Raw genomic sequence first — 26,201 nt, 5'->3', positions numbered from 1 at the left:
CGTGTATCAGGAGTGAGTACTCGCCCTCTTGTAGGTGTGATGACTTTCGAACGGGACGCGAAAACCCTGGAGCTGCCCTGGCCGTTCACCGGCCGGGAGGACGAACTCGAGCTGATCCGCCGGTCGTCGTCGGCCGGTCACCACGGCATCGTGGTCACCGGTCCGGCAGGCTGCGGCAAGACCCGGCTCATCACGGAGGCCGTCCGCGGCACCGACTGCGCCCGGGTGGCCGGGACGCCCGAGACCAGGCACATCCCGTTCGCCGCGTTCGCCCATCTGCTGCCCGAGACGGTGTCCCTGCACCGCGCGGTCCAACTGCTCTCCGCTGTACGGCTGTTGCTGGTCGACGACGCCCACCTGCTCGACGACGCCTCGGCCGCGCTCGTCCACCAGCTCGCCGTGCACGGCCGCACCCGGCTGCTGGTCGTCACCACCGACGGCACCGTCGTGCCCTCGGCCGTCTCCCGGCTGTGGACCGGTGAGCTGCTGCCGCGCCTGGTGCTGGAACCGCTGCCGCAGGAGGAGACCGCCCAGCTCGCCGCGGCCGGCGTCGGGGCCGGTCTTGAGCCGCTCACCGTCAACCGGCTGCACCGGCTGTGCCGCGGCGATCTGCGGCTGCTGCGCGACCTTCTCGGCGCGGTCCGCGAGGGCGGGCTGCTCACGCGGCTGCCCGGCACCGACGACCGGGCGTGGCGGGGGCCGGTGCCGGTGACGGCGACCGTGCGGGAACGGACGGCCCAGGTCCTGGAGTGCGCGGACCGCGGGACGCTCGAACTCCTGGCGTTCGCCGAGCCGTTGCCGCTGCCCATGGACGGGCTCGACCTGCCCGCCCTCGAACGCCTCGAAGCCGACGGCCTGGTCCGCGTCGACGACGACGGGGCCGTACGCCTCGCCCACCCCCTGCACGGCCCGGTGCTGCGGGCCGCGGCCGGCAGGCTGCGGGCGCGGCGGCTGGCCCGCAGGCCGGAACAGTGCACGGAGGCTCTGGCCGCGGAGGCCGCCGCCCTGGCGGCCAGGATCGAGCGGGCCGACGTACGGTCCACGGACGCGCCCGTGGGGGAGTGGCTGGTGGCGGAGGGGCAGCCGGTCCCGGCGGGGTACGCGGCCGTGCGGGCGCGGTTCGCGAGGCTGCGCGGAGAGCTGCGGGAGGCGGCGGCCTGGGCGAGGGAGGGGCTGCGGGAGACGGCGGGCGACCTGTCCTGCCGTACCGAACTCGCCCTGGCGGCTGCGCAGTCGGGAGAGGCCACGGCCTTCGGGGATGCGGCCGATGCCCCCGCGGGTGCCGGGCTGTCCGGCGAGTTCGCGCGCCTCGATGCCGCCGCCCACGAGCCCGGTGAGCCGGCCGGCCCCGACGCCGGCGCCGCCGCCTGGCTCGCCGCCGCGCGCGGGGACCTCGACGCGGCGCTCGCGGCGGTCGGGGACGGCGCCTACGACGCCGTACGCCTCGGTGCTCCCGGGCGGGCCGCCGGGCGGCTGCCCGGTGACGACGTGTTCGCGCAGCACGCCGACGCGCTCGCCCGCCACGACGGGCCGGCGCTGGACCGGGCCGCCGAGCGGCTGGAGGAGCGCGGGTTTCTGCTGTTCGCCGCCGAGGCGCACGCGCAGGCCGTGCGCGCCCACCGCGACCCACGCGCCGCCCGCACCTCACGCACCCGCGCAGTCGCCCTCGCCCGCCGCTGCCAGGGTGCCCGCACGCCGGCGCTGTCCGGGCTGGTCCTCGGTGAACTCACCGCCCGCCAGCGGCAGATCGTCACGCTCGCCGCCGCCGGACTCAGCAACCGGCAGATCGCGGAGAAGCTGACGCTGTCGATCCGCACCGTCGGCAACCACCTCTACAGCGCGTACGCCCGCCTGGGCGCGAACGACCGCGGCGCGCTGCCGTGGCTGGTGGAACTGCCCGCCGCACAGCCGGCCTGAGCCGGCCCACCGACCGGCGGTCTGACCCCCGTGATCGGGGGAGGGGTCAGGCCGCCGCCCTACGCCTCGCCACGGCGTTCACGCGGCGCCGAACGCTGAGAACGCCCACCCCGTCGCCTGATGCGTCGCATCCCCCGGCAGCGCCGCCCGCGCGTCGCGCAGCGCCTCCGCCAGGGACAGCCCGCTGCTCACACCTTTGTGCAGCGCGAGCATCAGCGGCACCACCGCCGCGTCGTTCACGGGCGCGGTGCAGGCCACCACGCCCGCCGTGCCCAGCGGCAGCAGCGCGGTGACCAGGCCGAGCAGCTCGTCCGCGCCGACCGAGGCGAAGCGGGCGGTGTCGCAGCAGGACAGGATGATCCGGTACGGGCTGCGGTCGAGGCGTTCGAAGTCGTGTACGACGATCGGCCCGTCGGCCATCCGCAGCGAGGAGAACAGGGGGCTGTCGGCCCGGAAGTTGCCGTGCGCGGCGATGTGCGCGAGCGCCGCCCCGTCCAGCTCCTCCAACACCCGCGGCACCCGCGCCTCGTCCTCCTCCAACACCGTCGACCCGCCGTACCGGCCAGCTAGTTCGGCCACTTCGGCGCCCTCGGTCGCCAACCCCGGCCCACGCACCAGCACGTGACGTCCGCCGGGCGGCGGCTCGGTCTCGTGCGCCCGCAGCCAGCTGCTCGCCGACGGCGACACACTGAGCACCCGCTCCCGCAGCGACGGCAGCAGCGCCCACGGCACCCGGTGCAGCCGACCGGGAGGTACGACCACCACTGGGCCGGTGCCCAGATGCGCCGCCGCCGGACCGAGCAGCAGCTCCTCCAGGCGGCGGCCCATGGCCTCCACCACGGGAAGGCGTGCGTCCGCCCCGGGATGGGCAAGCCGCCGCAGCCCGGCCTGCACATGCTCCGCCTCGGTCTCCGCCGCGGCGAGCAGCCCGGCCTCGAACCGCCGCACCCGCCCCTGCCCGCACAGCAGCACCTGAACACGCCCGTCGAGCACGGCCAGTTCGACCAGCAGCACGTCGTCCCCGAGCCGCTCCAGCAGCCGCCCGGGGTCGAAGCGGCTGCCGAAGCCGGGCGCGTCCCCGCGGATGTGCAGGGTCCTGCCGCGTATCTCCCGCTCCAGACGCCGCTGTTCACGCTCCAGCGCCGGAATCGGCCGGCCCTCCATGCGGGCGGCCTCCGCACGGGCCGCGATCTCCCGGAACGCCGTCAGGTCGCCCAACAGCGCCGGGTCGGCCGGCGGGCGGGTCGGCGGCGCCGACAGCGCGGTGGCCCGCCAGCGCTCGCTCCACACCAGCAACCGGCGCGGACTCCCGGAGTCCAGGCTCGCCCGCTGCGCCAACGCGGCCAGTTCCGCGCCCTGTTCGGTGGCCCGGGCCCGCAACTCCGAGGCGCCCAGCGTCATCCGGTGGTCGTCGAGCACGTCCAGGCCCCGGCGGCACGCCTCCAGCACACCCCGCTGCGACCCGGCGGCCCGGGCCCGCAGCGCCTGCGCCGCCCAGCCGGTCATCCGCGCCAGCGGCGGACCACTGCGCCTGCTGCGGGCGGCGACGGCCAGATGCCGCTCCGCGTCCGCCGTCCAGCCCAGCCCCAGCGCGATCCGGCCCGCGAGCAGCGAGGCCTCCGGCGCGGCCGGCGCGCCGAACCCGGCCAGCCGCTCGGCGACCTCGGCCGCGTCGGCGACCAGCCGTCCCGAACCGCGCCCGGCGGCGAGCCGCGCCTCGACCAGCACCAGCCGGGCGTGCGTCTCCCACCAGGACCGCCGCTGCGCGGCGAACAGCCGTACCGCGAGCGCCGCGCGCGCGATCGCGGTGTGCGGATCGCCCGCGAGGCGGGCCGCCCGCGCCGCGGCCAGCAGGAGTTCGGCCTTGAGGGTCGACTGTCCGCCGATCCCGTCCAGTACGGCGATCGCCGCGTCCGCCTCGGCCAGCGCCTCCGGCGCGAGACCGGCCGCCATCAGCACCTCGCAGCGCCGGATGTAGAGCATGAACGAGGGCGTGCCGAGCTTGGCGTACCGGTCCCCGGCCTCGTCGAACAGCCGCAGCGCGGCCGGGATGTCGCCGGACCGGAACGCGGCGAGCCCCCGGCTCTCCACCCCGTCCGCCTTGTCGTGCTCCTGGCCGGTGGTGTCGAACAGCGTCTCGGCCGCCGCGAAGTCCGCCTCGGCCCGCTCCACCGCACCGACCGCCAGATGCACGGTCGCGCGCAGCGTCAGCGCCCGCGCCGTCCAGATCACGTCGTCCATCTGTCGCAGCACGGGAATCGCCCGGCGTACGTCCTCCAGCGACTCCCGGTGCCGGCCGAGCACCCAGGAGGCGTAGGCCCGCCGGAACAGCACCCGCGCGCGGGTGTGCCCGCTGCTCACCCTGACACCCCGCTCCAGCGCGTCCAGGCCCTGCCGGGTGCGTCCCGCCGTCACGAGCGCCACGCCGAGCGCGGCCAGCGCGTCGCCCTCCCGGTCGGTCGACTCGGCGCGTACGGCGAGATCGCGGGCGCGGCGCAGATGGTGCAGCGCGAGCTTCATGTCGCCCCAGTCGCGCTGCCAGATGCCGATGACCTGGTGGGCCACGGAGGCGTGCAGCGGTGAGGGAGCGGAGCCGAGTACTTCCTCTGCCCTGGCCACCGCCTGCTTGGGCGCGGCGAACACCATGGGCAGCAGTTCGAGAACCGAGTCGCTTCCCGCCGTCACCCCACGGATGGTAGTGCTCCGGGTCGTGTGCCACACAGGGTTGGCGCTGTATCAATCCCAGGCCCCGAGACTCTGACTGACGACCACCGCTCAAGTGGGAGGACACGCCATGGCACCTCAGCGATTCCCGGAGCAGTTCGACCAGATCCAGCGATCGATGCCCGACGTCCCCCTCGCGATGGGACCGGACGACGCGGCCGAGTTCATCTACGAGAAGGGTGTCGTCCTCGCCCGGGACGGTGAGGAGGCGGCACTCGTCGAGAACACCGTCCGCGACCACTTCACCGCGGCGACCGGCCTCAGCGGCGACCAGGTCCGCCGCGCGGGCCCGGAGACCAACCGCTCGGGCATCACCCGTATCCAGGTCGGCGACCCCGGCCACGGCGACCGGCGCGCCGACCGGGCGGTCGCCAACGCGCTGCGGGCCATGCGCGAACCGGAGGGACGCGCCGGACGCCGGCTGGTCAGCCGCAACCACGTGGTGTCCATCGCGGTCAACTCCTGTCCCGGCGACGAGCCGGTGCCCGCCCCGCTCACCGGCGGCACCAACCCGGCCCCCGCGGAGGCCGGTTACGACGCCGGCACCGCCGTGGACGTCCTCGTCATCGACAACGGCCTCACCCACGACCACACACTGGTCCCGCTGCTCTCACACGTCCAGGGCGACCTGCACGGCACCGAGACCGACGACCAGGGCAACCTCAAGATCTACGTCGGGCACGGCACGTTCATCGCCGGCATCCTCGCGGCCGTGTCGCCCAACACGAACATCACCGTGCGCAACACCCTCAACGACGCCGGCGCCATCCTCGAATCCGACTTCGGCGACGCCCTGTTCGCCGCCGTCGACCGGGACGGCTGGCCCGACATCATCAGCCTCTCCGCCGGCACCTCCAACGGCCGCACCGACGGCCTGCTCGGCGTGGACGCCTTCATGCGGGAACTGCGGCAGCAGCGCACCCTGTTGGTCGCCGCCGCCGGCAACAACGCCAGCGCGACGCCCTTCTGGCCCGCCGCCTACGCCTCCCTGCCCGACTACGCGGACAGCGTCCTGTCGATCGGCGCCCTGCGCACCGACGGTGACCACGGCGCCTGCTTCAGCAACCACGGCTCCTGGGTCAACGCCTACGCCCCCGGCGAGCGCCTCACCAGCACCCTCACCGGCTTCGACGCGCCGATCCCGTACGTCTACCAGCACTCCACGTACGACGCCTGCCGCTTCAACTTCACCTACCTCTGCACCTGCCAACACCCCCGCCACACGGGCGTGTTGAGCGACGACGGCAGCTCCGCCAAGCCCGACCAGGTGATGTTCGACGGATACGCGCACTGGAGCGGCACCTCCTTCGCCACCCCGGCCGCGGCCGCCCTGGTCGCGGCCCACATGACCGCCCACAAGGAGACCGACCCGCGGGCGGCGCGCAAGCAACTGCTCGCCGCCAACACCGAGTTCGCGGAAGTGCGCGGGGCGCACGTACCGGCGCTCATACCGCCTACCTGGCGCCAGGGGACGGTCGTACAGCTCTCTCCTGGGGCATGAGGGCCGAACTCGCCCCCTCCACGGCGTACGATGACTTGCCGTACACGAGGGGTGGGGCCGTGGACCGAGCAGATGTCGGCGCGTTGGTCCAGTCCGCCGTCGACGGCGACGCGGCGGCCTGGAAGGCGCTCGTGGAAGGGCTGAGCCCACTGGTGTGGTCAGTGGTGCGCGCGCACCGGCTGAGCGACGCCGACGCACACGAGGTGTACCAGACGGTGTGGTTCCGTTTCGCCCAGCACCTCGGCCGTATCCGCGAACCGCAGAAGGCGGGTTCGTGGCTGGCCAGCACCGCGCGGCACGAGTGTCTGAAGGTGCTCAAGAGCTTAAGGCGGCTGACGCCCACCGACGATCCGCAGTTGCTCGACCGGGTCAGCGAGGACCGGACGCCGGAGCAGTCCCTCCTCGACTCCGAGGAGGCGGCCGTGGAGAGCGAACGCATCCGGCATCTGTGGCAGGAGTTCGAGGAACTCGGCGACCGGTGCAGGCAGTTGCTGCGCATCCTGATGGCGTCGCCGCCGCCGAGCTACCAGGAGGTGTCCGCCGCGCTGGGCATCGCGGTGGGCAGCATCGGACCGCTGCGCCAGCGCTGTCTGCGCCGGCTGCGGGCCCGACTCGAGGCACGGGGGGCGGTGTGAGGGACGAGATGAACGACGACGAGACGTGGGACGAGGCCTACGAGGGTGCGGACGCCGACGCGGACCTGCTGGAGGAGGAGCTCCGCAGGGCCGCCGGCATCCTCGACCCGGTACCGGCCCAGCTGCGGCAGATCGCCGTGGAGGCGTACGCCTTACATGACCTCGACGCCCGGATCGCCGAGCTGACCTTCGACTCGGTGGTGGACGCGATCCCCGTCAGGGGAGCCACGGACGTGCCGCGGATGCTGACGTTCCGCGCGGGTGAGGTCACCGTGGACGTGGAGGTCACCGGGGAGGGCCTGATGGGGCAGGTGCTGCCGCCCCAGCAGGCGTTGATCGAGGTGCTCAGCGGACCGCAGACCGGGGCCCCGCTGACCACCGACGACATGGGGCGGTTCACGTACGGCGATTCCCCCGCCGGTCCCTTCGCGCTGCGGCTGCGGACCGGCAGGGAGGCGATCGTCACCGACTGGCTGACCGTCTGACTCAGTCCCAGGTGACGGGCAGGGACTGCGGACCGCGGATCATCGTCTTCCGGCGCCAGGCCACCTGGTCGGCCGGGACCGCGAGCCGCAGCCCCGGCAGCCGGTCCAGGAGCGTGCCGACCATGAGCTCGATCTGGAGCCGCGCCAGCACCGCGCCCGTGCAGTAGTGCGCGCCGTTGCCGAAGGACAGGTGCGGGTTGGGGTCCCGGTCCAGGTCGATGCGGTCCGGGTCGGGGAAGACGTCCGGATCACGGTTGGCGGCCAGATAGGAGACGTACACCGGGTCGCCCGCGCGGATCAGTTGCCCGCCGATCGCGACGTCCTCCAGGGCGATCCGGGCGAGTCCGACGGCGGTGCGGTGCGGGACGTAGCGCATCAGCTCGTCCAGGGCGGTCGCCCGCGCCTCGGGCCGCTGCCGCATGCGCTCCATCAGCTCGGGGCGCGTCAGCAGCAGGTACAGGGTCTGGCCGCAGTTGTGGGTGACCGCCTCACCGCCGATCTGCAGGGGCGCGGCCAGGCCGACCGCCTCCGCCTCGCTGATCTCGCCCCGCCGCAGCGCCGCGCCGATCAGCGAGTACACGTCGTCGCCGGCACTGTTCGCGCGGGCCCGGACGGTGTCCGCGATCCAGCCGAACATGCCCTTCTTGGCCTCGGCGGAGGCCTCGGCCCCGCCCTTCGTGGAGACGATTTGCGCGGCCCAGGCGTGCATCCGGGGCCGGTCGGCGGCGGGCACCCCCATGACCTCGCAGATCAGGGTCACCGGGAAGGGTTCGAGGACCCTTTCGACGAGATCGGCGGGCGGACCGTCCCGGACGATCCCCGCCACCAGCGGGTCGAGCAGCTCCTGCGCCCGCGGCCGCAGCCGCTTCATCGCGCTCACCGTGAACGCCCCGGCCACGGCCTTGCGCAGCCGGTTGTGGTCGGGCTGGTCGGCCCAGGCGGGGGAGCCCGGCTGCGGGGCGAAGTGCGGGGCGAGCCGGGTGACTTGGCGGTCCATGCCGGCGGTACGGCTGAACCGCGCATCGTTGGTGATCTGCCGGACGTCCTCGTAGCGGGTGGCGAGCCACGCCCACCCCTCGCCGAACGGCAGCCGGATCCGGGTCAGCGGCCCCTCCCGCATCAGCTCCGCCAGCACCGGGTCGAACTCCGTCCCGGCCAGGTCGAGGGCGGGCCAGTCCCGTACGGGAGGTCCGGTCAGCGTGGTGGTCTCCTCGGTCATGCCCTCCACCCTCACCGCGGCACGGCCGGGTGTCGCGCGGGAGTGCTCCAGCCGGTGGTCAGAGCCAGTGTCATCTCCCCGGCCGGGCGCGCGACGCCTGGCACGCACTCCTCCCCCCACTGCCCTAAAAGGCGTGGGGGACCCCTGGCCGCGTGCCCAAATGCCCACGTGACTCCTCCCCCACGCCCGACCGGGCTTCGCGCGGCTCACGCGGGAGCACCCCCATCGCGGGCGGCTCCGGCGCCTTGCGCTCGCATGTTCCCCCACACTCGAACCCGAGCTCGCGCGGGGGACCCCCCAACGCCGCCGCGCGCTGATCCGACCGGGGAGACGACGCAGGCGCTCAGCGGGACACGGTGTCGACGAGTGTCGCGAGTGCCGAGGTGAGGCGTTCGAGGCCGGGGCCGGTGGGTCCGCCCGGCTCGGTCATGTACGTGTCCCGCCGGATCTCCACCATCAGCGCGGAGACCCGCGGATCACGGCCGTAGAACTCCAGCGGCACGTACGTCCCGCTGAACGGGCTGTCCAGCCCGACGTCCCCGAACGCCTCACGCCCGGCGGCGAGCAGCTCGGGCGGGGTGTGGAAGGAGTCGGTGCCGAGGCAGACGGGCGGTCGCGGGCCGTCGCCGTGCAGTTCGTAGGGCAGCGGCGCGCTGGGATAGGAGTGCACGTCGACGATCACGGCCCGCCCGGCCACGGCGAGCCGGTCGGCGACGGCCTCGGTCATGGCCCGCGCGTACGGCCGGAAGTACTGCGCGACCAGCGGCTCGGGGTCGGTGTCCGCGGGCCGCAGCGCCTTCCGGTCGGTGGTCCCCGTGTATACGGCGCCCATCCCGACGGCGAGCATCTCCTCCCGCTCGTCCGGGAACCGCTCGGGATCGACGACCAGCCGCGCCAGCCGGTTCACGAACCGCCACGGCGCCACCGCCGACAGCCCGGCCGCCCGCTCGGCCAGCTCCGCGGTGTGCGCGTCGACGATGTGGTCCAGCTCCCGCTCCAGCGCGGCGTCGTCCAGCACGATCCCCGCGCGCACGTCGGCCGGTATCTCCCGCGCGGAATGCGGCACATGCAGGATCACGGGGGACGCCGCGGCCCCGGCCACCAGCTCGAAGGACGGTACGACGGAGGTCATGCGGCGGCTCCCGGGGCGTTGTCAGTGGGGTGGTGCACGATCACAGCATGACGATCAGCAACGAGCTCGTGGCCGCCCACCCGTTTCTCAAGGCGCTCTACGACGACGACTACTACCCGGACCAGGTGCTGGACCGGGGCCGGGAGATCCTGCTGCGCCTGTGCGAGCGGATCGAGGCGGAGCGCCCCGCCGATCTCGCCGCGCTGTACGTGCTGACGCATGCGGCCACCGAGGAGTTCAACGACCTGGAGGCGGCCTTCGACGAGGCGGGCAGCGGGATCGAGACCTTCGCTCGGGAGGAGATAGGCGAGCAGTTCTGGTTCATCGCCCGCGCCTACGGCTTCACGGACGCCGATTCGGAGGAGCTGATCTCTGAGCGGAACTGGTGAAACGCGGCCCGCCCCGGCCGGGCAACTGCCGACCGGGGCGGGACATGGGGTGCGGGGTGCGTCAGCTCAGGGACGCCAGGGCCTCGTTCCACGTGGTGGACGGGCGCATCACCGCGGCGGCCTTCGCCGGGTCGGGCTGGTAGTAGCCGCCGATGTCGGCCGGCTCGCCCTGGACGGCGTTCAGCTCGTCGACGATCGTCTGCTCGTTGGCCGCGAGCGTCTCGGCGAGCGGCGCGAAGGCCTTCGCCAGGTCGGCGTCGTCGGTCTGGGCCGCCAGCTCCTGCGCCCAGTACAGGGAGAGGAAGAAGTGGCTGCCGCGGTTGTCGATGCCGCCGACGCGACGGGTCGGGGACTTGTCCTCGTTGAGGAAGGTCGCCGTGGCGCGGTCCAGGGTGTCGGCGAGGACCTTGGCCTTGGGGTTGTTCGTGGCCGTCGCGTACTGCTCCAGGGAGGGCACGAGCGCGAAGAACTCGCCCAGCGAGTCCCAGCGCAGGTAGTTCTCCTTGACCAGCTGCTGGACGTGCTTCGGCGCGGAGCCGCCCGCGCCCGTCTCGAACAGGCCGCCGCCCGCCATCAGCGGCACGACCGACAGCATCTTGGCGCTGGTGCCCAGCTCCAGGATCGGGAAGAGGTCGGTCAGGTAGTCACGGAGCACGTTGCCGGTGACGGAGATGGTGTTCTCGCCGCGGCGGATGCGCTCGATCGACAGCTTGGTGGCCTCGACCGGGGACAGGATCTTGATGTCCAGGCCCTCGGTGTCGTGCTCCGGCAGGTACTGCTTGACCTTCTCGATGATCACGGCGTCGTGGCCGCGGTCCTCGTCCAGCCAGAATACGGCCGGATCGCCGGTGGCGCGGGCACGGGTGACGGCCAGCTTGACCCAGTCGCGGATCGGGGCGTCCTTGGTCTGGCAGGCGCGGAAGATGTCACCGGCGCCGACCGGCTGCTCGATGAGCACGTTGCCGGCCTGGTCGACCAGACGGACCGTACCGGCCGCCTTGATCTCGAAGGTCTTGTCGTGCGAGCCGTACTCCTCGGCCTTCTGCGCCATGAGTCCGACGTTCGGGACGGAGCCCATGGTCGACGGGTCGTAGGCGCCGTTGGCACGGCAGTCCTCGATCACGGCCTGGTAGACACCGGCGTACGAGGAGTCCGGGAGCACCGCGAGGGTGTCGGCCTCGGCGCCGTCCGGGCCCCACATGTGGCCGGAGGTGCGGATCATGGCCGGCATCGAGGCGTCGACGATGACGTCGGACGGCACGTGCAGGTTGGTGATGCCCTTGTCGGAGTCGACCATCGCCAGGGCCGGGCCCTCGGCGAGCTCGGCGTCGAAGGAGGCCTTGATCGCGTCACCCTCGGGCAGGGACGCCAGACCGCCGAAGATGCCGCCCAGACCGTTGTTGGGGGACAGGCCGGCGGCGGCCAGCGTCTCGCCGTACTGCTCGAAGGTCTTCGGGAAGAACGCGCGCACCACGTGACCGAAGATGATCGGGTCGGAGACCTTCATCATCGTGGCCTTCAGGTGCACCGAGAACAGCACGCCCTGGGCCTTGGCCTCGGCGATCTGCGCGGTGAGGAACTCGCGCAGCGCGGCCACGTGCAGCACGGACGCGTCGACGACCTCGCCCTCGAGGACCGGTACGGACTCGCGCAGCACCGTGGTGGCGCCGTCCTCGGCGACCAGCTCGATCTTCAGCGAGCCGGCCTCGGAGATCACGACGGACTTCTCGGTGGAGCGGAAGTCGTTCTCGCCCATGGTCGCGACGTTGGTCTTGGAGTCCGAGGACCAGGCGCCCATGCGGTGCGGGTGGGTCTTGGCGTAGTTCTTGACCGAGGCGGGGGCGCGGCGGTCGGAGTTGCCCTCACGCAGGACCGGGTTCACGGCGGAGCCCTTGACCTTGTCGTAGCGGGCCTGGATGTCCCGCTCCTCGTCGGTCTTCGGGTCGTCCGGGTAGGCCGGCAGCGCGTAGCCCTGCGCCTGGAGCTCGGCGATCGCGGCCTTGAGCTGCGGGATCGACGCCGAGATGTTCGGCAGCTTGATGATGTTGGCCTCGGGCGTCTTCGCCAGCTCGCCCAGCTCGTGCAGGGCGTCCGGGATGCGCTGGTCCTCGGTCAGGTACTCCGGGAACACCGCGATGATGCGGCCGGCCAGCGAGATGTCCCGCGTCTCCACGGCGACACCCGCCTGCGAGGCGTACGCCTGGACCACCGGCAGGAAGGAATACGTCGCCAGGGCCGGGGCCTCGTCAGTGTGCGTATAGATGATGGTCGAGTCAGTCACCGGGTGCTCCGCTCCACGTCTGCAACATTGCTCGACATCAAGATATCTCGTGATCGAGCCCGGCTCGACAGGGGTCCTCGCACACCCTGTCGGATTTGATGCGCCTTCTCATGCAACCCGAACGCCCGATCTTGAAGTGATGGGGGGTGATCACACTCATCCGACGGCCGGACCGACCACCCGGCCGCCCGAGCGAAAGCGGACCATGAGATATCGCACCAGAGTGACGGCACCCGCCGCCCTGATCGGTACCGCCGCAGCCCTGACCATCGGGGGAGCCCCGGCGCAGGCCGCCGCCACGAGCGGCGTCGCCGGCCCGGAGACCCTGGGGGACCCCGTCTACCCGGCCCTCGGCAACGACGGCTACCGCGTGTCGGCCTACCACCTGGACCTCGCCTACGACGCCACGACCAGGCTCGTCGACGCCACGGCCACGCTGCGGATCACCACCACCGAGGCCCTGACCCGCTTCTCCCTGGACGCACTCGGCCTGGACATACGCACCGTGACCGTGGCCGGCAAAACGGCGGCGTTCGAGCAGGCAGGCGAGAAGCTGCGGATCACGCCCGCCCGCTGCCTGCCGGCCAAGCGCCGGGTCACCGTCACCGTCACGTACTCCGCCGACCCGCGCCGCACCCTCGCGCACACTGCCTGGGTGCCTACCCCGGACGGCTTCGCGGTCTGCCCGCAGCCGAACTCCGCGCACACCGTCTTCCCGTGCAACGACCACCCGGTGGACAAGGCGGACTTCACCTTCCGCATCACCGTCCCGACCGGTCTCAAGGGCGTCGCGAGCGGCAGCCTGACCAGTACCGAGGACCTCGGCGACGGCCGGACCGCGTACACCTACCGCTCCCGGGAGCCGATCGCCACCGAGCTCGTGCAGCTCACGGTCGGCGACTACGTGGTCAAGGACCGGCAGGGACCGAACGGCCTGCCGCTGCGGGACGTCGTCCCCGTCGCCCGCGCCGAGGCCCTGGAGCCCGCGCTCGCCCTCACCCCGAACCTGGTGAGCTGGATCGAGCAGCGGCTCGGCGCCTACCCGTTCGAGACGTACGGTCTGCTGCCCTGCAACAACGACTCCTCGACGGCGTTCGACTTCACGGGCCTGGAGACCCAGACCCTGACCCTCTACAAGCCGAACTACCTGCTCCAGGCCGAGCCGAAGATCGGCTCGCACATGATGCACGAGCTGGTCCACTCCTACTTCGGCAACAGCGTCAGCCCCGCCACCTGGGCCGACCTGTGGATCAACGAGGGCCACGCCGACTTCTACGGGCTGCTGTACCGCTACGAGCGCGGCTGGGCCGACTCGATCGGCCTGACCACCATGGAAGCCCGGATGAAGGACACCTACGCCAAGGGCGACCAGTGGCGTCAGGCATCCGGCCCGGTCGCCGCCCCGAACGAGGCCAACCTCTTCGACAACCAGCGCTACCTCGGTGGCGTCCTCGTCCTGTACGCCCTGCGCCGGCAGGTCGGCGAGACGGTGTTCGCGTCGATCGAGCGCACCTTCCTCGACCGCTTCCGCAACTCCTCGGCGTCGACCGCCGACTACATCGCCGTCGCCTCCGAGGTCTCCGGCTCCGACCAGTCCGGCTTCCTGCGGGACTGGCTCTACGGCACGAAGACCCCGCGCATGCCCGGCCACCCGGACTGGACGGTGACGCCGGTGAGTTCGTCCCTGCGTCAGCCGCAGAACCGGCCGAGCGGCCACCACGACAACTCGGCCACGCTCTGAGACGTCGCGTCAGTCGAGGCGGGCGGCGGTGACCTCGCCCGCCTCTTCGGCGACCCGCTGCTGCGGGATCGTCACCGACCCCTGCTGGAGGGCCACCGTCCGTGCGGGCGCCGGGATGCGGATGCCCTCCTGGCGGTAGCGCTTGTGGAGCTGCTTGATGAACTCGTGCTTGATGCGGAACTGGTCGCTGAACTCGCCGACGCCGAGGATCACGGTGAAGCCGATGCGGGAGTCGCCGAAGGTGTGGAAGCGGACCAGCGGTTCGTGGTCCGGGACGGCGCCCTCGACCTGCGTCATGACCTCGGTGACGACCTCGCAGGTGACCCGCTCGACCTGCTCCAGGTCACTGTCGTAGGCGACACCGACCTGGACGAGGATCGTCAACTGCTGCTCGGGACGCATGAAGTTGGTCATGTTCGTCTTGGCGAGCTCGCCGTTGGGGATGACGACCAGGTTGTTGGAGAGGGCGCGCACGGTCGTCTGACGCCAGTTGATGTCCTCGACGTAGCCCTCCTCACCGCTGCTCAGCCGGATGTAGTCGCCGGGCTGGACGGTCTTGGAGGCGAGGATGTGGATGCCCGCGAAGAGGTTGGCGAGGGTGTCCTGGAGGGCGAGGGCGACCGCGAGACCGCCGACGCCGAGGGCGGTGAGCAGGGGCGCTATCGAGATGCCCAGCGTCTGGAGCACCACCAGGAAGCCGATGGCCAGGACCAGCACCCGGGTGATGTTCACGAAGATCGTGGCCGAGCCCGCGACCCCGGAACGGGACTGGGTGACCGTCCGGACGAGACCGGCCACCAGCCGGGCCGCCGCCACCGTGACCACGAAGATCATCAGCACGGTCAGCACGTTGTTGGTGTTGCGCTGGAACCCCGACCGCAGCGGCAGCGCCGCCGCCGCGATGGCGATCCCGCCCACGATCGCACCCCACGGCACCACCGTCCGCAGCGCGGCCACGATGACGTCGTCACCGGTCCACTTGGTGCGGTCCGCGTGCTTGCCCAGCCACTTGAGCACCATGCGCAGCAGGAACGCCGCCACCAAGCCCGCGACCACGGGGATTCCGGCGACGACCAGGTCGTCCATGGTGAGATCCCGTTGAAATGCCGTCACGTTGCCACCTGTTCGAGTTGCGGGATGTGCGCTCGCGCCGACCGTGCGGGTTCCGTGGTCGGCGCGACCGCTCATCCTGCCGTATCGGGCACAGGAGTTCGTAGCCGGTCCGGGGCCGGACGGCGGGGTTTCAGACGATGCCCTCCGCCAGCTCGGCCTGTTCCTGGTCGGAGTAGGCGGCGGTGGTGGGCGTTCCGTACGAACGACGGGCGGCGTACCACCACACCGTGGCCAGGATCAGTACGACGGCCAGGGCGACGGACGCGTAGTTCATCGTGTCGACCGTGACCGGCGACGACTGCGGCAGGCAGAACAGGACCGTCACGAACGCCACCCAGATCACGGCCGTCCAGCCGATCGGCCTGCTCCACTTGCCGAGGCTCCACGGACCCGGCTGAAAACGGTCCCCCGCGCGCAGCCGCAGCAGCACGGGAATGGCGTACGCCGGGGTGATGCCGATGACGTTGATCGCGGTCACCGCGCCGTACGCCGTCGCCGAGTACAGCGAGGGCAGCGCCAGCAGGCACGCGACCACCACCGACAGCCACACCGCGGCGACCGGGGTCTGGGTGCGGGCGCTGACCTTGCGCCAGAGCCCGGAACCCGGCAGCGCCCCGTCCCGGCTGAACGCGAACACCATGCGGCTGGCGGCGGCGACTTCGGCGTTGCCGCAGAACAGCTGGGCGACGATGACGACGACGAGGAGCGCGCTCGCCCCGTCCGTGCCGAGGCCGTCGAGGAGGATCTGGGCGGGCGGCACCCCGGTGTCGGTGGCCCGCGTGGCGTCGTAGTCCTGGATGGCGAAGGTGAGGCCCATCAGCAGGACGAAGCCGGCGATCCAGGAGACCCAGATGGAGCGCACGATGCCGCGCGCGGCCGACACCGACGCGTTGGAGGTCTCCTCGGACAGATGGGCCGAGGCGTCGTAGCCGGAGAAGGTGTACTGGGCGAGGAGGAGGCCGATCGCCGCCACGTACAAGGGACTCGACCAGCCGGTGTCGTTGACGAACTCGGTGAAGACGAAGGACGGCGACTGGTGGTGGTCGGGCACGATCGCCAGCGCGCCGACGATCAGCGCCACGCCCGCCAAGTGCCACCAGACACTGATGGAGTTGAGCAGGCTGACCAGGCGGACGCCGAACAGGTTCAGCACGGCGTGCAGCAACAGGATCACCACGAAGATCAGCATCGTCTTCTCCGGTGTCGGCTCGAAGCCCCACTGGAGGTTCATGAACGCGCCGGTGAACAGGGCCGCGCCGTAGTCGATACCGGCGATCGCGCCCAGCAGGCCCAGCAGATTGAGCCAGCCGGTGTACCAGCCCCAGCGGCGCCCGCCGAGCCGGTCGGCCATGTAGTACAGGGCGCCCGAGGTCGGATAGGCACTGGTGACCTCCGCGAGGGCCAGGCCCACGCAGAGCACGAACAGGCCGACACCCGCCCAGCCCCACAGCATCACCGCGGGGCCGCCCGCGCCGAGGCCGAAGCCGTACAGGGTCATGCAGCCGGACAGGATCGAGATCACCGAGAAGCTGATCGCGAAGTTGCCGAAGCCGCCCATGCGGCGGGCGAGCACGGGACGATAGCCGAGTTCCCGCAGGCGTTGTTCCTCGTCGTGCGGTTTCGACGGACCGTTGCTGGTACGGGACATGCGGAAACCTCCGAAAGAGAACGGGGTGGTGGGGGTCAGGCGGGGCGACAGCGCGCCCGGGCCTGGAGGAACACCTCCACGGCCTGCCCGCGGTCGCCGGTTTCGGGGATGCGGTACGCCCACGGCACGGGCGTCCAGTACGGGCCGAGCGCCTCGAACACCCGGGCCGCCTCCGGAAATTGGAGCGCGCCCCACAGGGCGTGCGCGAGATGGTTCAGGTCCAGCGGGGTGCGCTCGGCGGCGAAGGTCTGCTCGAACCAGGCGTACAACGTCCGCTGCGCCTCCCGGGTGGCGTCCTCGGCGACCCAGTGCAGATCGAGAGCGGCGTCGCGGCCGCCGGAACGCCGGTAGCGCTCGACCCGGACGTACAGCGGCAGGACGTGCAGCGCCGAGCCGGGCGGCGCGGTGTCGGCCGCCCAGTGGGCGTAGCCGACCGCCTCCGCGAGCCGGCCCGAGGTGCCGTGCTCGTAGAGGAACTGCAGCATCCGGTGATGGGCCTCGCGGTTGTACGGGTCCCGCTTGTCGGCCTCCGCCAGCAGACCCCACGGCCCCGGCGGCAGCATCGGCCCGGGCGGCGCCACCCGGTGCTCCTCCCAGCGCCAGTCCCGGTCGAGGCGGGCCAGCGCCAGCAGACACACCCACGGGACCGGGTCCTGGGGTGCCGTCCGGGTCGCCGTGTGGCTCGCCTGCCAGGCCTCCCGCCACAGATCGAGGGTCTGGGAGTGCCGCTCGCGGTGGGCCCGTAACGCCCGCTCGACGGCGACCCTGGCATGCATGACCGAGGCCGGGACGCTGTCCGGTTCCTCCGTGAGCCAGGTCCGCACCACATCGGTGCCCGCGGCAGCGGCGGCGAGGACCTGAGTGCGCTGCGTCCACTGCCACCAAGCCGTGGTCTCGCCGAGCAGTCGGCGCATCGACATCCAGCGTCCGGTGCGCACCTCCTGGAGGGCGGCCCGCAGGGCGGCGTCCGGGCCCGCGGGGTCGTAGACGGGGCGTGCTCCTTCTCTGGCCATCAGCCGTCCGTCCCGGTCGGCGGGCGGGGCGGGACGGCAGGGTGGAGTAACAACAGCCCTCCTCCGGGCGGCGGTCGAGGAGCTCGTGCCGGTCGGCGGTCACTATAGAGGCGGAGGTTCCGCATCTCCTCCGGTTTCCCGATCTTTTCGAACTCCGTTGCGGGGCAAGGGCGTTGAGGGCCGCGGTGATTGAAGATTCACCGACGACGGGGTCGCTTGACGCGGCGCGGCGGGCGGCGGCAGGCTGGCGCCCTGTTGATCGCCGAGGGAGGGCTCGATGACCGGTCCGGTGTTGGCCGTCGACCAGGGCACGTCCGGCACCAAGGCCCTCGTCGTCTGCCCCGAACGCGGCGTCATCGGGGCCGGGTTCGCCGAGGTCCGCCCGCGGCACCTGCCCGGCGGTCTCGTCGAGGTCGACCCCGAGGAGCTGTACGCGTCCGTCGTCGAGGCGGGCCGACGTGCCCTCGCCGAGGCCCGCGAACCCGTGGCCGCCCTCGGCCTGGCCAACCAGGGCGAGACCGTGCTCGCCTGGGACCCCGCCACCGGCCGCCCGCTCACCACGGCCCTCGTCTGGCAGGACCGCCGCGCCGAGACCGTCTGCGAGGAACTCGCCCCGTACGCCGACGAGTTACGTGAACTGACCGGCCTGCCGCTCGACCCGTACTTCGCCGCGCCCAAGATGGCGTGGATCCGCTGCCACCTCACCCGTGAGGGCGTCGTCACCACCACCGACGCCTGGCTCGTCCACCGCCTCACCGGCGCCTACGTCACCGACGCGGCGACCGCGAGCCGGACCCAGCTCCTCGACCTCGACCGCGCGCACTGGTCACCCCGCGCCCTCGACCTGTACGGACTCGCCGACGAACGGCTGCCGAGGGTCGTCGGCAACGCCCAACCAGTCGGCACGGCAACGGAGTTCGGCGAGGAGATCCCGGTCACCGGACTGGCCGTGGACCAGCAGGCGGCCCTGCTCGCCCAGCGCGTCACCGCACCCGGCGGCGCCAAATGCACCTACGGCACCGGCGCGTTCCTGCTCGCCCACACCGGGGACACCCCCAGGCGCGGCAGTTCGGGACTGGTCAGCTGCGTCGCCTGGAACCTCGCCGGCCGGACCAGCTACTGCCTCGACGGCCAGGTGTACACGGCCGCGTCCGCCGTCCGCTGGCTCACCGACCTCGGCGTGATCAAGGGTGCCGCGGACCTCGACGCGGTGGGCGGCTCCGTGCCCGACAGCGGCGGGGTCACCTTCGTGCCCGCCCTGGCCGGACTCGCCGCCCCCTGGTGGCGCGGTGACCTGCGCGGCTCGCTCACGGGGCTCGGCCTCGACACGACCGCAGGACACCTGGTGCGGGCGCTGTGCGAGGGGATCGCCGCGCAGGTCGCCGAGCTCGTGGACGTCCTGGAGTCCCCGCTGGAGACCCTGCGGGTCGACGGCGGCCTCACCCGCTCCACCCTCCTCATGCAGACCCAGGCCGACCTGCTGCAACGCCCCGTCGAAGTTTCCGCCCTGCCCGACGCCACCGCCCTCGGTGTCGCCGCCCTCGCCCGCCTCGGCGCCGAGCCCGGCCTGACGGTCGCCACGGCCCTGCCGGACTGGAAACCGGCCGCCGTCCACGAGCCGCGGATCACCGCCGACGAGGCCGCCGCCCGCCGCGCCCGCTTCCTCGGCGAGGTCACCGCCCTCCTCGACCGGACCCCCGCATGACCGTCACCACCCACGGACCGCTGCCCGACACACCGTACGACGTGATCGTCATCGGCGCCGGAGTCGTCGGCAGCGCCATCGCCCGTGCACTGGCCCGCCATCCTCGGCTGCGCACGGCCGTCGTCGAGGCGCAGGACGACATGGGTCAGGGCAGCTCCAAGGCCAACACCGCCATCCTTCACACCGGTTTCGACGCCGTCCCCGGCTCCCTGGAGGCGCGACTGGTCCGCGAGGGATCGCGCCAACTCGCTGACTACGCCGCCGAGTCGGGCATCCCCGTCGAACCGGTCGGCGCCCTGCTCGTCGCCTGGGACGAAGAACAACGCGCCGCACTGCCCCGCCTCGCGGAGAAGGCCGAACGCAACGACTACAAAGAGACCCGCCTGCTGGAGGCGGCCGAACTGTACGACCGCGAGCCGCACCTCGGCCCCGGCGCGCTCGGCGCCCTCCACGTCCCCGGCGAGAGCATCATCTGTCCTTGGACGACGACCGTGGCGTACGCCACCCAGGCCGTCCGGCACGGCGTGGACCTGCACCTCAACTGCCGTGTGGAGAAGCTGAGTCAGGGGCTGCTGTCGACCAACCGGGGCGCCCTCCACACCCGTTGGATCATCAACGCGGCCGGTCTCCACACCGACACCCTCGACCGCGACCTCGGCCACGACGACTTCACCGTCACCCCGCGCCGCGGCCAGCTCATCGTCTTCGACAAGTTCGCCCGCGCCCTCGTCCGGCACATCCTGCTGCCCGTCCCGACCGCACTCGGCAAGGGCGTCCTGGTCGCGCCCACGGTGTACGGCAACGTCCTGCTCGGCCCCACCGCCGAGGACCTCGACGACAAACGGGCCACCCAGTCGACCGCCGACGGCCTGACGCGCCTGCGCGAGCAGGGCCGCCGCATCCTGCCCGAGCTCCTCGACGAAGAGGTCACCGCCGTCTACGCCGGGCTGCGCGCCGCGACCGAGTACGACGACTACCGCATCACGGCCCACCCCGAGCAGGCGTACCTCACGGTGGGCGGCATCCGCTCGACCGGGCTGACGGCGTCGCTCGCCATCGCCGAGTACGTGATCGGACAACTGCCCGCGAACGGGCTGGAGTTGGGTCCGTCGCGCGAGTTGGAGCGGGTGCGCATGCCCAACCTGGGCGAGGCGTCCCCGCGCCCGTACCAGCGCCCCGACCTCATCGCCGCCGACCCGGACTACGGCACCCTCGTCTGCCACTGCGAACGCGTGTCACGCGGGGAGATCCGTGATGCCCTCGCCAGTGCGATCCCGCCCGGCAGCCTGGACGGACTCCGCCGCCGGACCAGGGCGCGGGGCGGGCGCTGCCAGGGGTTCTACTGCGGGGCCGCCGTGCGGCAGCTGTTCGAGGAGGCCCGCGGGTGACGAGGCAGGTCGACGTCCTCGTCGTCGGCGCGGGCCCCGCCGGGCTCACCGCCGCCGCCCGGCTCGCCGCCTCCGGCGCCGGACGAGTAGAGGTGCTGGACCGGGAGCAGCAGGCCGGGGGAGTGCCACGACACTGCGCGCACGGCGGCTTCGGCTCCTGGCGGCGCCCCCTGACCGGCCCGGCGTACGCCCGACGGCTGGTCGAGACCGCGCTGAGCGCCGGGGCGGTCGTACGGACCGGCGTGACCGCCCTCGACTGGGCGGGCCCCCTCGCGCTGCACACCGTCGGCCCGGGCGGACCGGAGACGATCGAGGCCCGCGCGATCGTCCTGGCCACCGGCGCCCGCGAACGCCCCCGCGCCGCACGCCTGGTGCCGGGAACCCGTCCCGCCGGCGTCTACACCACCGGTGAACTCCAGCAGGCGGTGCATCTGTTCGGGCAGCGGATCGGCACCCGTGCGGTGATCGTGGGCGCGGAGCCGGTGTCGTACCGGGCCGCCGACACCGTACGGGCGTCGGGAGCGGAGGTCGTCGCCCTGGTCACCGAGGCCGAGCGCGCACAGGCGTCCCTCGTCCGCGCCCAGGACGCCCGCCTCCGTCGCCGTGTCCCTCTCCTCACCGGGGCCACCGTCGCCGAACTCCTCGGTCACGGACGCCTGTCGGGCATCCGCGTCCGGCGCCGGGACGGTCGTACGGCCGAACTCGCGTGTGACACCGTCGTGTTCACCGGTGACTTCGTGCCCGAGAACGAGTTGGCGCGGCGGGGCGGGCTGACCGTCGACGCCGGGACGACTTCACGGCCCGGAGTGTTCGCCGCCGGAGGGCTGACGCGTCCGGGGGAGAGCGCGGCCAGGGCCGCACGTGCGGGCGTGCAGGTCGCCGCCGCTGTCATGCGTCCTTGAACGAACCGTGCCGCCCCGCCCCGGACACGAACCGTGCCGCGCCCTCCAGGCTCTCCGCCAACACGCCCATGCCGTGGCCGAGTTCGTTGCGCAGGGCGGCCGGTTCGTCCAGGCCCTCCTGGTCCAGCGCGGACGCCCGGTCGGCGCGCAGGCAGGCCTGGGGGAACGCGGCGATCTCGGCGGCCAGTTCCTCGGCGGCGGTGCGGGCGGTGCCGGTGGGGACGACGCGGTTGGCGAGGCCGAACTCATGGGCCTCGGGGGCCGGGACCGGCCGTCCCGTGAGGATCATGTCCAGGGCGCGGCTGGTGCCGATCAGCCGGGGGAGCCGTACCGTACCGCCGTCGATCAGCGGAACGCCCCAGCGGCGGCAGAAGACACCGAACACGGCGTCCTCCTCGGCGACCCGCAGATCGCACCACAGCGCCAGCTCCAGCCCACCGGCCACGGCATGCCCGGCGACCGCCGCGATCACCGGCTTGGAGAGCCGCAGCCGGGTCGGGCCCATCGGGCCGTCACCGTCCTCCGTGACCCGGTTGCCGCGCTCGGTGCCGAGCGCCTTGAGGTCCGCGCCCGCGCAGAACGTGCCGCCCTCACCCCACAGCACCGCCTCGTCCGCCTCGAACTCCCGGAAGGCGGCGACGAGTTCGGCGGCCGTCGGACCGTCGACGGCGTTGCGGGCCTCGGGGCGGGAGAGGACCACCGTGGTGACGGGTCCCCTGCGTTCGGTCCGGACGTGCATCGTGATCCTCCTGACGGCGGCGGGCTCGACCGAGGCTACTTCTCCCAGTCCGCGGGCAGTTCGGTGATCTCCAGATCGGAGAAGACCAGGGAGAGGTCATGCACCTGGGTCTCGATGCGGACCGCGTGGAAGTCGATCCCCAGCTCCCCTGCCCACCGGTGTGCGGCGTCCGACTCGGGCAGCACCTGTGCCGTCTCCAAGTTGGCCCACTTCACGCCCCAGACCCAGCCGTCGAGGCCGTCCGCCGTCTCGTGGTCGATGAGGCGGTCGTCCAGCGACTTCTGCCACAGCCACGGGACCATCGACGTCTCGCAGCGCGCCTCCACGCAGTACCGGAACAGACAGCGCAGATGGGCCGGGGGGATGCCCGTGCTCGGAGCGGCCGTCACGTAGGCGACGACCTCGTAGTCCCGCAGGTAGTCGGTGAAGCCGTGGTGCACGACAGCGCTGTCCTCGATCTGGTCGAGCGCCTCGGCGAGGGCGGTGATGTCCATACGGCCGTTGTACCGCAGACGATCTTCAAGGGCGATCAGATGACCTTCAGCCGCACCAGCGCCCCCAGCGTCAGCGCCCCCGGCAGCAGCGGCAGCCACACCGTGATGATCCGGTAGGCCAGCACCACGGCCGTCGCCACCGCCGCCGGTCCGCCCGCCGCCACCAGCGCCACGACGAGCGCGGCCTCCACCGAGCCCAGCCCGCCCGGGGTCGGCACCAGCGCGACCGCGACCGTGGCCGCCAGGTACGCCACCGCCATGTGCAGCGGCGGCACCGGCAGTCCCAAGGCCTGTCCCACCGCGGCCAGCCCCGCCGCCTGGAGTGCGGGAAAGGCCAGCGACCCGCCCCACAGCGCCAGCGCCCGGGACGGCCGGGTGTGCACCTCGCGCAGCTCACCGAGCGCGGTCCGCAGGAACGCGGTCACGGCCGTACGCACCCGTCGTACGAGGACGAGCACCCCGGCGGCCAGGAGCAGCACCGCCCCCAGCGCGGGCAGCAGCGCGCCGACCGCCTCCTCGGGAAGGAGCGAGCCGAGGCTCAGCGCGTCGGGGAAGGCCAGCAGCAGCGCGGCCAGCAGGCCCAGCCGGCCGATCGACTCCGCGAGCAGATACAGGGCGAGGGCGGCGGAGGAGCGGGCGAGCGGCACCCCGCACACCGTCATGAACCGCAGGTTGACCGCGCTCGCGCCGAGCCCCGTCGGGAGCAGATGGTTGGCGGCACCGGCCGCGAACTGCGTGGCGAGCAGCCGCCGCTTCGGCAGCCGCTCCACGACCGCGCCCTGCCGGGTACAGGCCGCGGCGACCCACGTCAGACACGTGGCACAGACCGCGACCAGCAGCCACGGCCACTCGGCCGACCGCAGATGACCGAAGCCCTCGGCGAGCACCGAGCGGTGCTGCACGGCGACCACGGACACGAGCAGCAGCGGCAGCAGACACAGGATCTGCCGGACTCTGCGACCGGGAAGGGGGAGGGGGACGCGGCGGGGGCTCACGTCCGGAGAGGTTTTCCGCGCCGCACCAACTGCGGGTTGCGGCAGGGGGGACGGGGCATTGCTGACGGTCATCGGATCCTTCGGGGAGCGGGACGGGGCGGGGGAGGGGGACGTACGGCGAGTGATTCTTCGGGGAACGTTGACCTCAACAACGCTTGAGGTCCTACGTTCGCTCCCATGAGCATGGAAACCACAGCCTGGACACAGCTGCACAGCGTGATGAACGCGCAGCCGGAGAGCCGCCCCTTCGCCCGCGCCACGCTGCGCCGCATCGGCGCGTTCGCCCGCCCGCACCGCACCCGCATCGCACAGTTCGTGGTGCTCGGGGTGGCCACCGCGCTGCTCGCCGTCGCCACCCCGGTCCTCGCCGGCCATGTCGTGGACGCGATCGTGACGGGCGACGACGAGGGCACCGTCGTACGGCTGGCCCTGCTCATCGCGCTCATCGCGGTCGCCGAAGCGGCCCTGGGCATCCTCGGACGACGGCTGTCGGCCACGCTCGGCGAGGGGCTCATCCTCGATCTGCGGACGGCTGTGTTCGATCATGTGCAGCGCATGCCGGTCGCGTTCTTCACACGGACACGTACGGGGGCGCTGGTCTCCCGACTCAACAACGACGTCATCGGGGCACAGCGAGCGTTCAGCAACACACTCTCCGGAGTGGTCAGCAACCTGGTCACCCTGCTGCTGACGCTCGCCGTCATGCTCACCCTGTCCTGGCAGATCACCCTGCTCGCGCTCGCCCTGCTGCCGGTCTTCGTGATCCCGGCCCGCCGCATGGGCAGCCGGATGGCCCGCATGCAGCGCGAGGCGGCCGCCCTGAACGCGGCGATGGGCACCCGTATGACCGAGCGCTTCTCCGCGCCCGGCGCCACCCTGGTCAAGCTGTTCGGCCGCCCGGAGCAGGAGTCCGAGGAGTTCGCGGCCCGCGCGCGGCGGGTGGCGGACATCGGCGTGCGCACGGCGACCGCCCAGTCCGTCTTCATCACCGCGCTCACCCTGGTCTCCGCCCTGGCCCTCGCGCTCGTCTACGGCCTCGGCGGCTGGTTCGCCCTGCGCGGCACCCTGGAACCGGGCGCCGTCGTCTCCCTCGCCCTGCTGCTGACCCGGCTCTACGCCCCGCTCACCTCCCTCGCCGGCGCCCGCGTCGAGGTGATGAGCGCGCTGGTCAGCTTCGAGCGGGTCTTCGAGGTGCTCGACCTGAAGCCGCTCATCGAGGAGAAGGCGGACGCCCGCGAGATCGGGGAGGGCCCGGTGGCGGTCGAGTTCGACGACGTCCGCTTCGGCTACCCGTCCGCCGACAAGGTCTCGCTGGCCTCGCTGGAGGAGGTCGCCTCCCTGGACACCCGGGGCGGCGAGGAGGTCCTCAAGGGCATCTCCTTCCGCGCCGAACCCGGCCAGACCGTCGCCCTCGTCGGCTCCTCCGGTGCCGGCAAGTCGACCATCGCGCAGCTGCTGCCGCGCCTGTACGACGTCGACGAGGGCGCCGTGTGCGTGGGCGACGAGGACATCCGCGACCTCACCGCCCGCTCCCTGCGGGAGACCATCGGCATGGTCACCCAGGACGGCCACCTCTTCCACGACACGGTCCGCGCCAACCTGCTGCTGGCCCGCCCCACCGCGACCGAGGACGAGCTGTGGGACGCCCTGCGCCGCGCCCGCCTCGACGATCTCGTACGGTCCCTGCCCGACGGCCTCGACACCGTGGTCGGCGAGCGCGGCTACCGGCTCTCCGGCGGCGAACGCCAACGCATGACCATCGCCCGGCTGTTGCTCGCCCGCCAGCGCGTCGTCATCCTCGACGAGGCCACCGCCCACCTCGACAACACCTCGGAGGCGGCGGTCCAGGAGGCCCTGACGGAGGCGCTGGAGGGCAGGACCGCGATCGTCATCGCCCACCGGCTCTCCACGATCCGCGCGGCCGACCAGATCCTCGTCGTCGAGGCCGGACAGATCGTCGAACGCGGCACGCACGACGAGCTGTTGGCGGCCGGCGGACGCTACGCCGAACTCCACCGCACCCAGTTCGAGGAGCGGGATTCGGCCAAGGTCAGCAATGGCATCGATCAGAAGGACACAAAGCTCGACAGCATCATTGCCACCATCTGACGCAGAACTTAGTGTGCGTTCGGTTTCCCAACATCACCGAACAAGATCTGACGCTCCCTCAAAGCCGCACG

19 protein-coding genes and 1 pseudogene are annotated in these 26,201 nt (G+C 72.4%); 10 read left to right on the top strand and 10 right to left on the bottom strand.

Going from position 1 to position 26,201, the window contains the following annotated elements; translation table 11 throughout:
* The first annotated feature begins 39 nt into the window (after positions 1 to 39).
* Positions 40 to 1,917: a LuxR family transcriptional regulator AbsR2 gene (locus tag IQ210_RS40480; protein ID WP_194084284.1), complete on the top strand. Its 1,878-nt coding sequence runs from the start codon at positions 40 to 42 to the stop codon at positions 1,915 to 1,917.
* Between the two features lie 78 nt (positions 1,918 to 1,995).
* On the opposite strand, the gene IQ210_RS40475 is transcribed toward IQ210_RS40480, so the two are convergent.
* The gene (locus tag IQ210_RS40475) at positions 1,996 to 4,563 is read right to left on the bottom strand and encodes a CHAT domain-containing protein (protein ID WP_194084351.1); all 2,568 of its coding nucleotides are present in this window, start codon (positions 4,561 to 4,563) and stop codon (positions 1,996 to 1,998) included.
* Positions 4,564 to 4,711: 148 nt separating this feature from the next.
* On the opposite strand from IQ210_RS40475, the gene IQ210_RS40470 reads away from it, so the two are divergent.
* From IQ210_RS40470 to IQ210_RS40460, 3 genes are read left to right on the top strand one after another with little or no spacing between them, the layout of a single operon-like run.
* Positions 4,712 to 6,142, top strand: coding sequence for a S8/S53 family peptidase (locus tag IQ210_RS40470; protein ID WP_194084283.1), 1,431 nt, complete (start codon positions 4,712 to 4,714; stop codon positions 6,140 to 6,142).
* 59 nt (positions 6,143 to 6,201) lie between these two features.
* The gene (locus IQ210_RS40465; RefSeq protein ID WP_194084282.1) at positions 6,202 to 6,777 is read left to right on the top strand and encodes an RNA polymerase sigma factor; all 576 of its coding nucleotides are present in this window, start codon (positions 6,202 to 6,204) and stop codon (positions 6,775 to 6,777) included.
* An 8-nt stretch (positions 6,778 to 6,785) separates the two neighbouring features.
* The gene (locus tag IQ210_RS40460; protein WP_194084350.1) at positions 6,786 to 7,262 is read left to right on the top strand and encodes a hypothetical protein; all 477 of its coding nucleotides are present in this window, start codon (positions 6,786 to 6,788) and stop codon (positions 7,260 to 7,262) included.
* A gap of 1 nt (position 7,263) precedes the next feature.
* On the opposite strand, the gene IQ210_RS40455 is transcribed toward IQ210_RS40460, so the two are convergent.
* Complete coding sequence (locus tag IQ210_RS40455) at positions 7,264 to 8,481, bottom strand: cytochrome P450 (RefSeq protein ID WP_194084281.1); 1,218 nt, start codon at positions 8,479 to 8,481, stop codon at positions 7,264 to 7,266.
* Positions 8,482 to 8,824: 343 nt separating this feature from the next.
* A complete protein-coding gene (locus tag IQ210_RS40450) occupies positions 8,825 to 9,613 on the bottom strand; it encodes an N-formylglutamate amidohydrolase (protein WP_194084280.1) in 789 nt (262 codons plus the stop codon).
* Between the two features lie 47 nt (positions 9,614 to 9,660).
* On the opposite strand from IQ210_RS40450, the gene IQ210_RS40445 reads away from it, so the two are divergent.
* A complete protein-coding gene (locus IQ210_RS40445) occupies positions 9,661 to 10,002 on the top strand; it encodes a DUF5713 family protein (protein ID WP_194084279.1) in 342 nt (113 codons plus the stop codon).
* Positions 10,003 to 10,063: 61 nt separating this feature from the next.
* Here the strand turns inward: IQ210_RS40445 and IQ210_RS40440 are convergent, their stop codons facing one another.
* Complete coding sequence (locus tag IQ210_RS40440; protein WP_194084278.1) at positions 10,064 to 12,283, bottom strand: NADP-dependent isocitrate dehydrogenase; 2,220 nt, start codon at positions 12,281 to 12,283, stop codon at positions 10,064 to 10,066.
* Positions 12,284 to 12,488: 205 nt separating this feature from the next.
* On the opposite strand from IQ210_RS40440, the gene IQ210_RS40435 reads away from it, so the two are divergent.
* Positions 12,489 to 14,024, top strand: a complete 1,536-nt coding sequence (locus IQ210_RS40435; RefSeq protein ID WP_194084277.1) for a M1 family metallopeptidase — start codon at positions 12,489 to 12,491, stop codon at positions 14,022 to 14,024.
* A gap of 9 nt (positions 14,025 to 14,033) precedes the next feature.
* Here IQ210_RS40435 and IQ210_RS40430 read toward each other — a convergent pair whose 3' ends face one another.
* The 3 genes from IQ210_RS40430 to IQ210_RS40420 form a co-directional block, all read right to left on the bottom strand.
* The gene (locus IQ210_RS40430) at positions 14,034 to 15,110 is read right to left on the bottom strand and encodes a mechanosensitive ion channel family protein (protein WP_194084349.1); all 1,077 of its coding nucleotides are present in this window, start codon (positions 15,108 to 15,110) and stop codon (positions 14,034 to 14,036) included.
* 157 nt (positions 15,111 to 15,267) lie between these two features.
* Positions 15,268 to 16,785, bottom strand: coding sequence for an amino acid permease (locus tag IQ210_RS40425; RefSeq protein ID WP_194084276.1), 1,518 nt, complete (start codon positions 16,783 to 16,785; stop codon positions 15,268 to 15,270).
* A 35-nt stretch (positions 16,786 to 16,820) separates the two neighbouring features.
* Entirely contained in the window at positions 16,821 to 17,798 is a 978-nt protein-coding gene (locus IQ210_RS40420; protein WP_194084275.1) for a hypothetical protein, read from the bottom strand.
* Positions 17,799 to 18,075: 277 nt separating this feature from the next.
* Between IQ210_RS40420 and IQ210_RS40415 the strand changes: the two genes are divergently transcribed.
* From IQ210_RS40415 to IQ210_RS40405, 3 genes and pseudogenes are all read left to right on the top strand, one after another.
* Positions 18,076 to 19,503: an FGGY family carbohydrate kinase gene (locus IQ210_RS40415; RefSeq protein WP_194084274.1), complete on the top strand. Its 1,428-nt coding sequence runs from the start codon at positions 18,076 to 18,078 to the stop codon at positions 19,501 to 19,503.
* Positions 19,500 to 20,891: an FAD-dependent oxidoreductase gene (locus IQ210_RS40410; protein ID WP_194084273.1), complete on the top strand. Its 1,392-nt coding sequence runs from the start codon at positions 19,500 to 19,502 to the stop codon at positions 20,889 to 20,891. The genes IQ210_RS40415 and IQ210_RS40410 overlap by 4 nt, the downstream gene beginning before the upstream one ends.
* Positions 20,888 to 21,784: pseudogene (locus tag IQ210_RS40405) on the top strand (NAD(P)/FAD-dependent oxidoreductase); the annotation flags it as partial. The gene IQ210_RS40410 and the pseudogene IQ210_RS40405, both read left to right, overlap by 4 nt.
* Here IQ210_RS40405 and IQ210_RS40400 read toward each other — a convergent pair.
* The 3 genes from IQ210_RS40400 to IQ210_RS40390 are packed head-to-tail and all read right to left on the bottom strand — an operon-like array spanning position 21,780 to position 24,093.
* Positions 21,780 to 22,532: a crotonase/enoyl-CoA hydratase family protein gene (locus IQ210_RS40400; protein ID WP_194084271.1), complete on the bottom strand. Its 753-nt coding sequence runs from the start codon at positions 22,530 to 22,532 to the stop codon at positions 21,780 to 21,782. The pseudogene IQ210_RS40405 and the gene IQ210_RS40400 overlap by 5 nt on opposite strands.
* Before the next feature lie 35 nt (positions 22,533 to 22,567).
* Positions 22,568 to 23,026: a YxiG-like protein gene (locus IQ210_RS40395; RefSeq protein WP_194084270.1), complete on the bottom strand. Its 459-nt coding sequence runs from the start codon at positions 23,024 to 23,026 to the stop codon at positions 22,568 to 22,570.
* Positions 23,027 to 23,061: 35 nt separating this feature from the next.
* On the bottom strand, positions 23,062 to 24,093 hold the full coding sequence (locus IQ210_RS40390) for a lysylphosphatidylglycerol synthase transmembrane domain-containing protein (RefSeq protein WP_194084269.1): 1,032 nt from the start codon (positions 24,091 to 24,093) through the stop codon (positions 23,062 to 23,064).
* Positions 24,094 to 24,204: 111 nt separating this feature from the next.
* On the opposite strand from IQ210_RS40390, the gene IQ210_RS40385 reads away from it, so the two are divergent.
* Positions 24,205 to 26,130 (top strand): ABC transporter ATP-binding protein, encoded by a 1,926-nt coding sequence (locus tag IQ210_RS40385; protein ID WP_194084348.1) that lies wholly within the window; start codon positions 24,205 to 24,207, stop codon positions 26,128 to 26,130.
* Positions 26,131 to 26,201: the final 71 nt, after the last annotated feature.

The organism is Streptomyces justiciae (assembly GCF_015163075.1).
In the GTDB taxonomy this organism is placed as follows: domain Bacteria; phylum Actinomycetota; class Actinomycetes; order Streptomycetales; family Streptomycetaceae; genus Streptomyces; species Streptomyces justiciae.
This window is presented reverse-complemented; position numbering and strand designations above follow the sequence as displayed.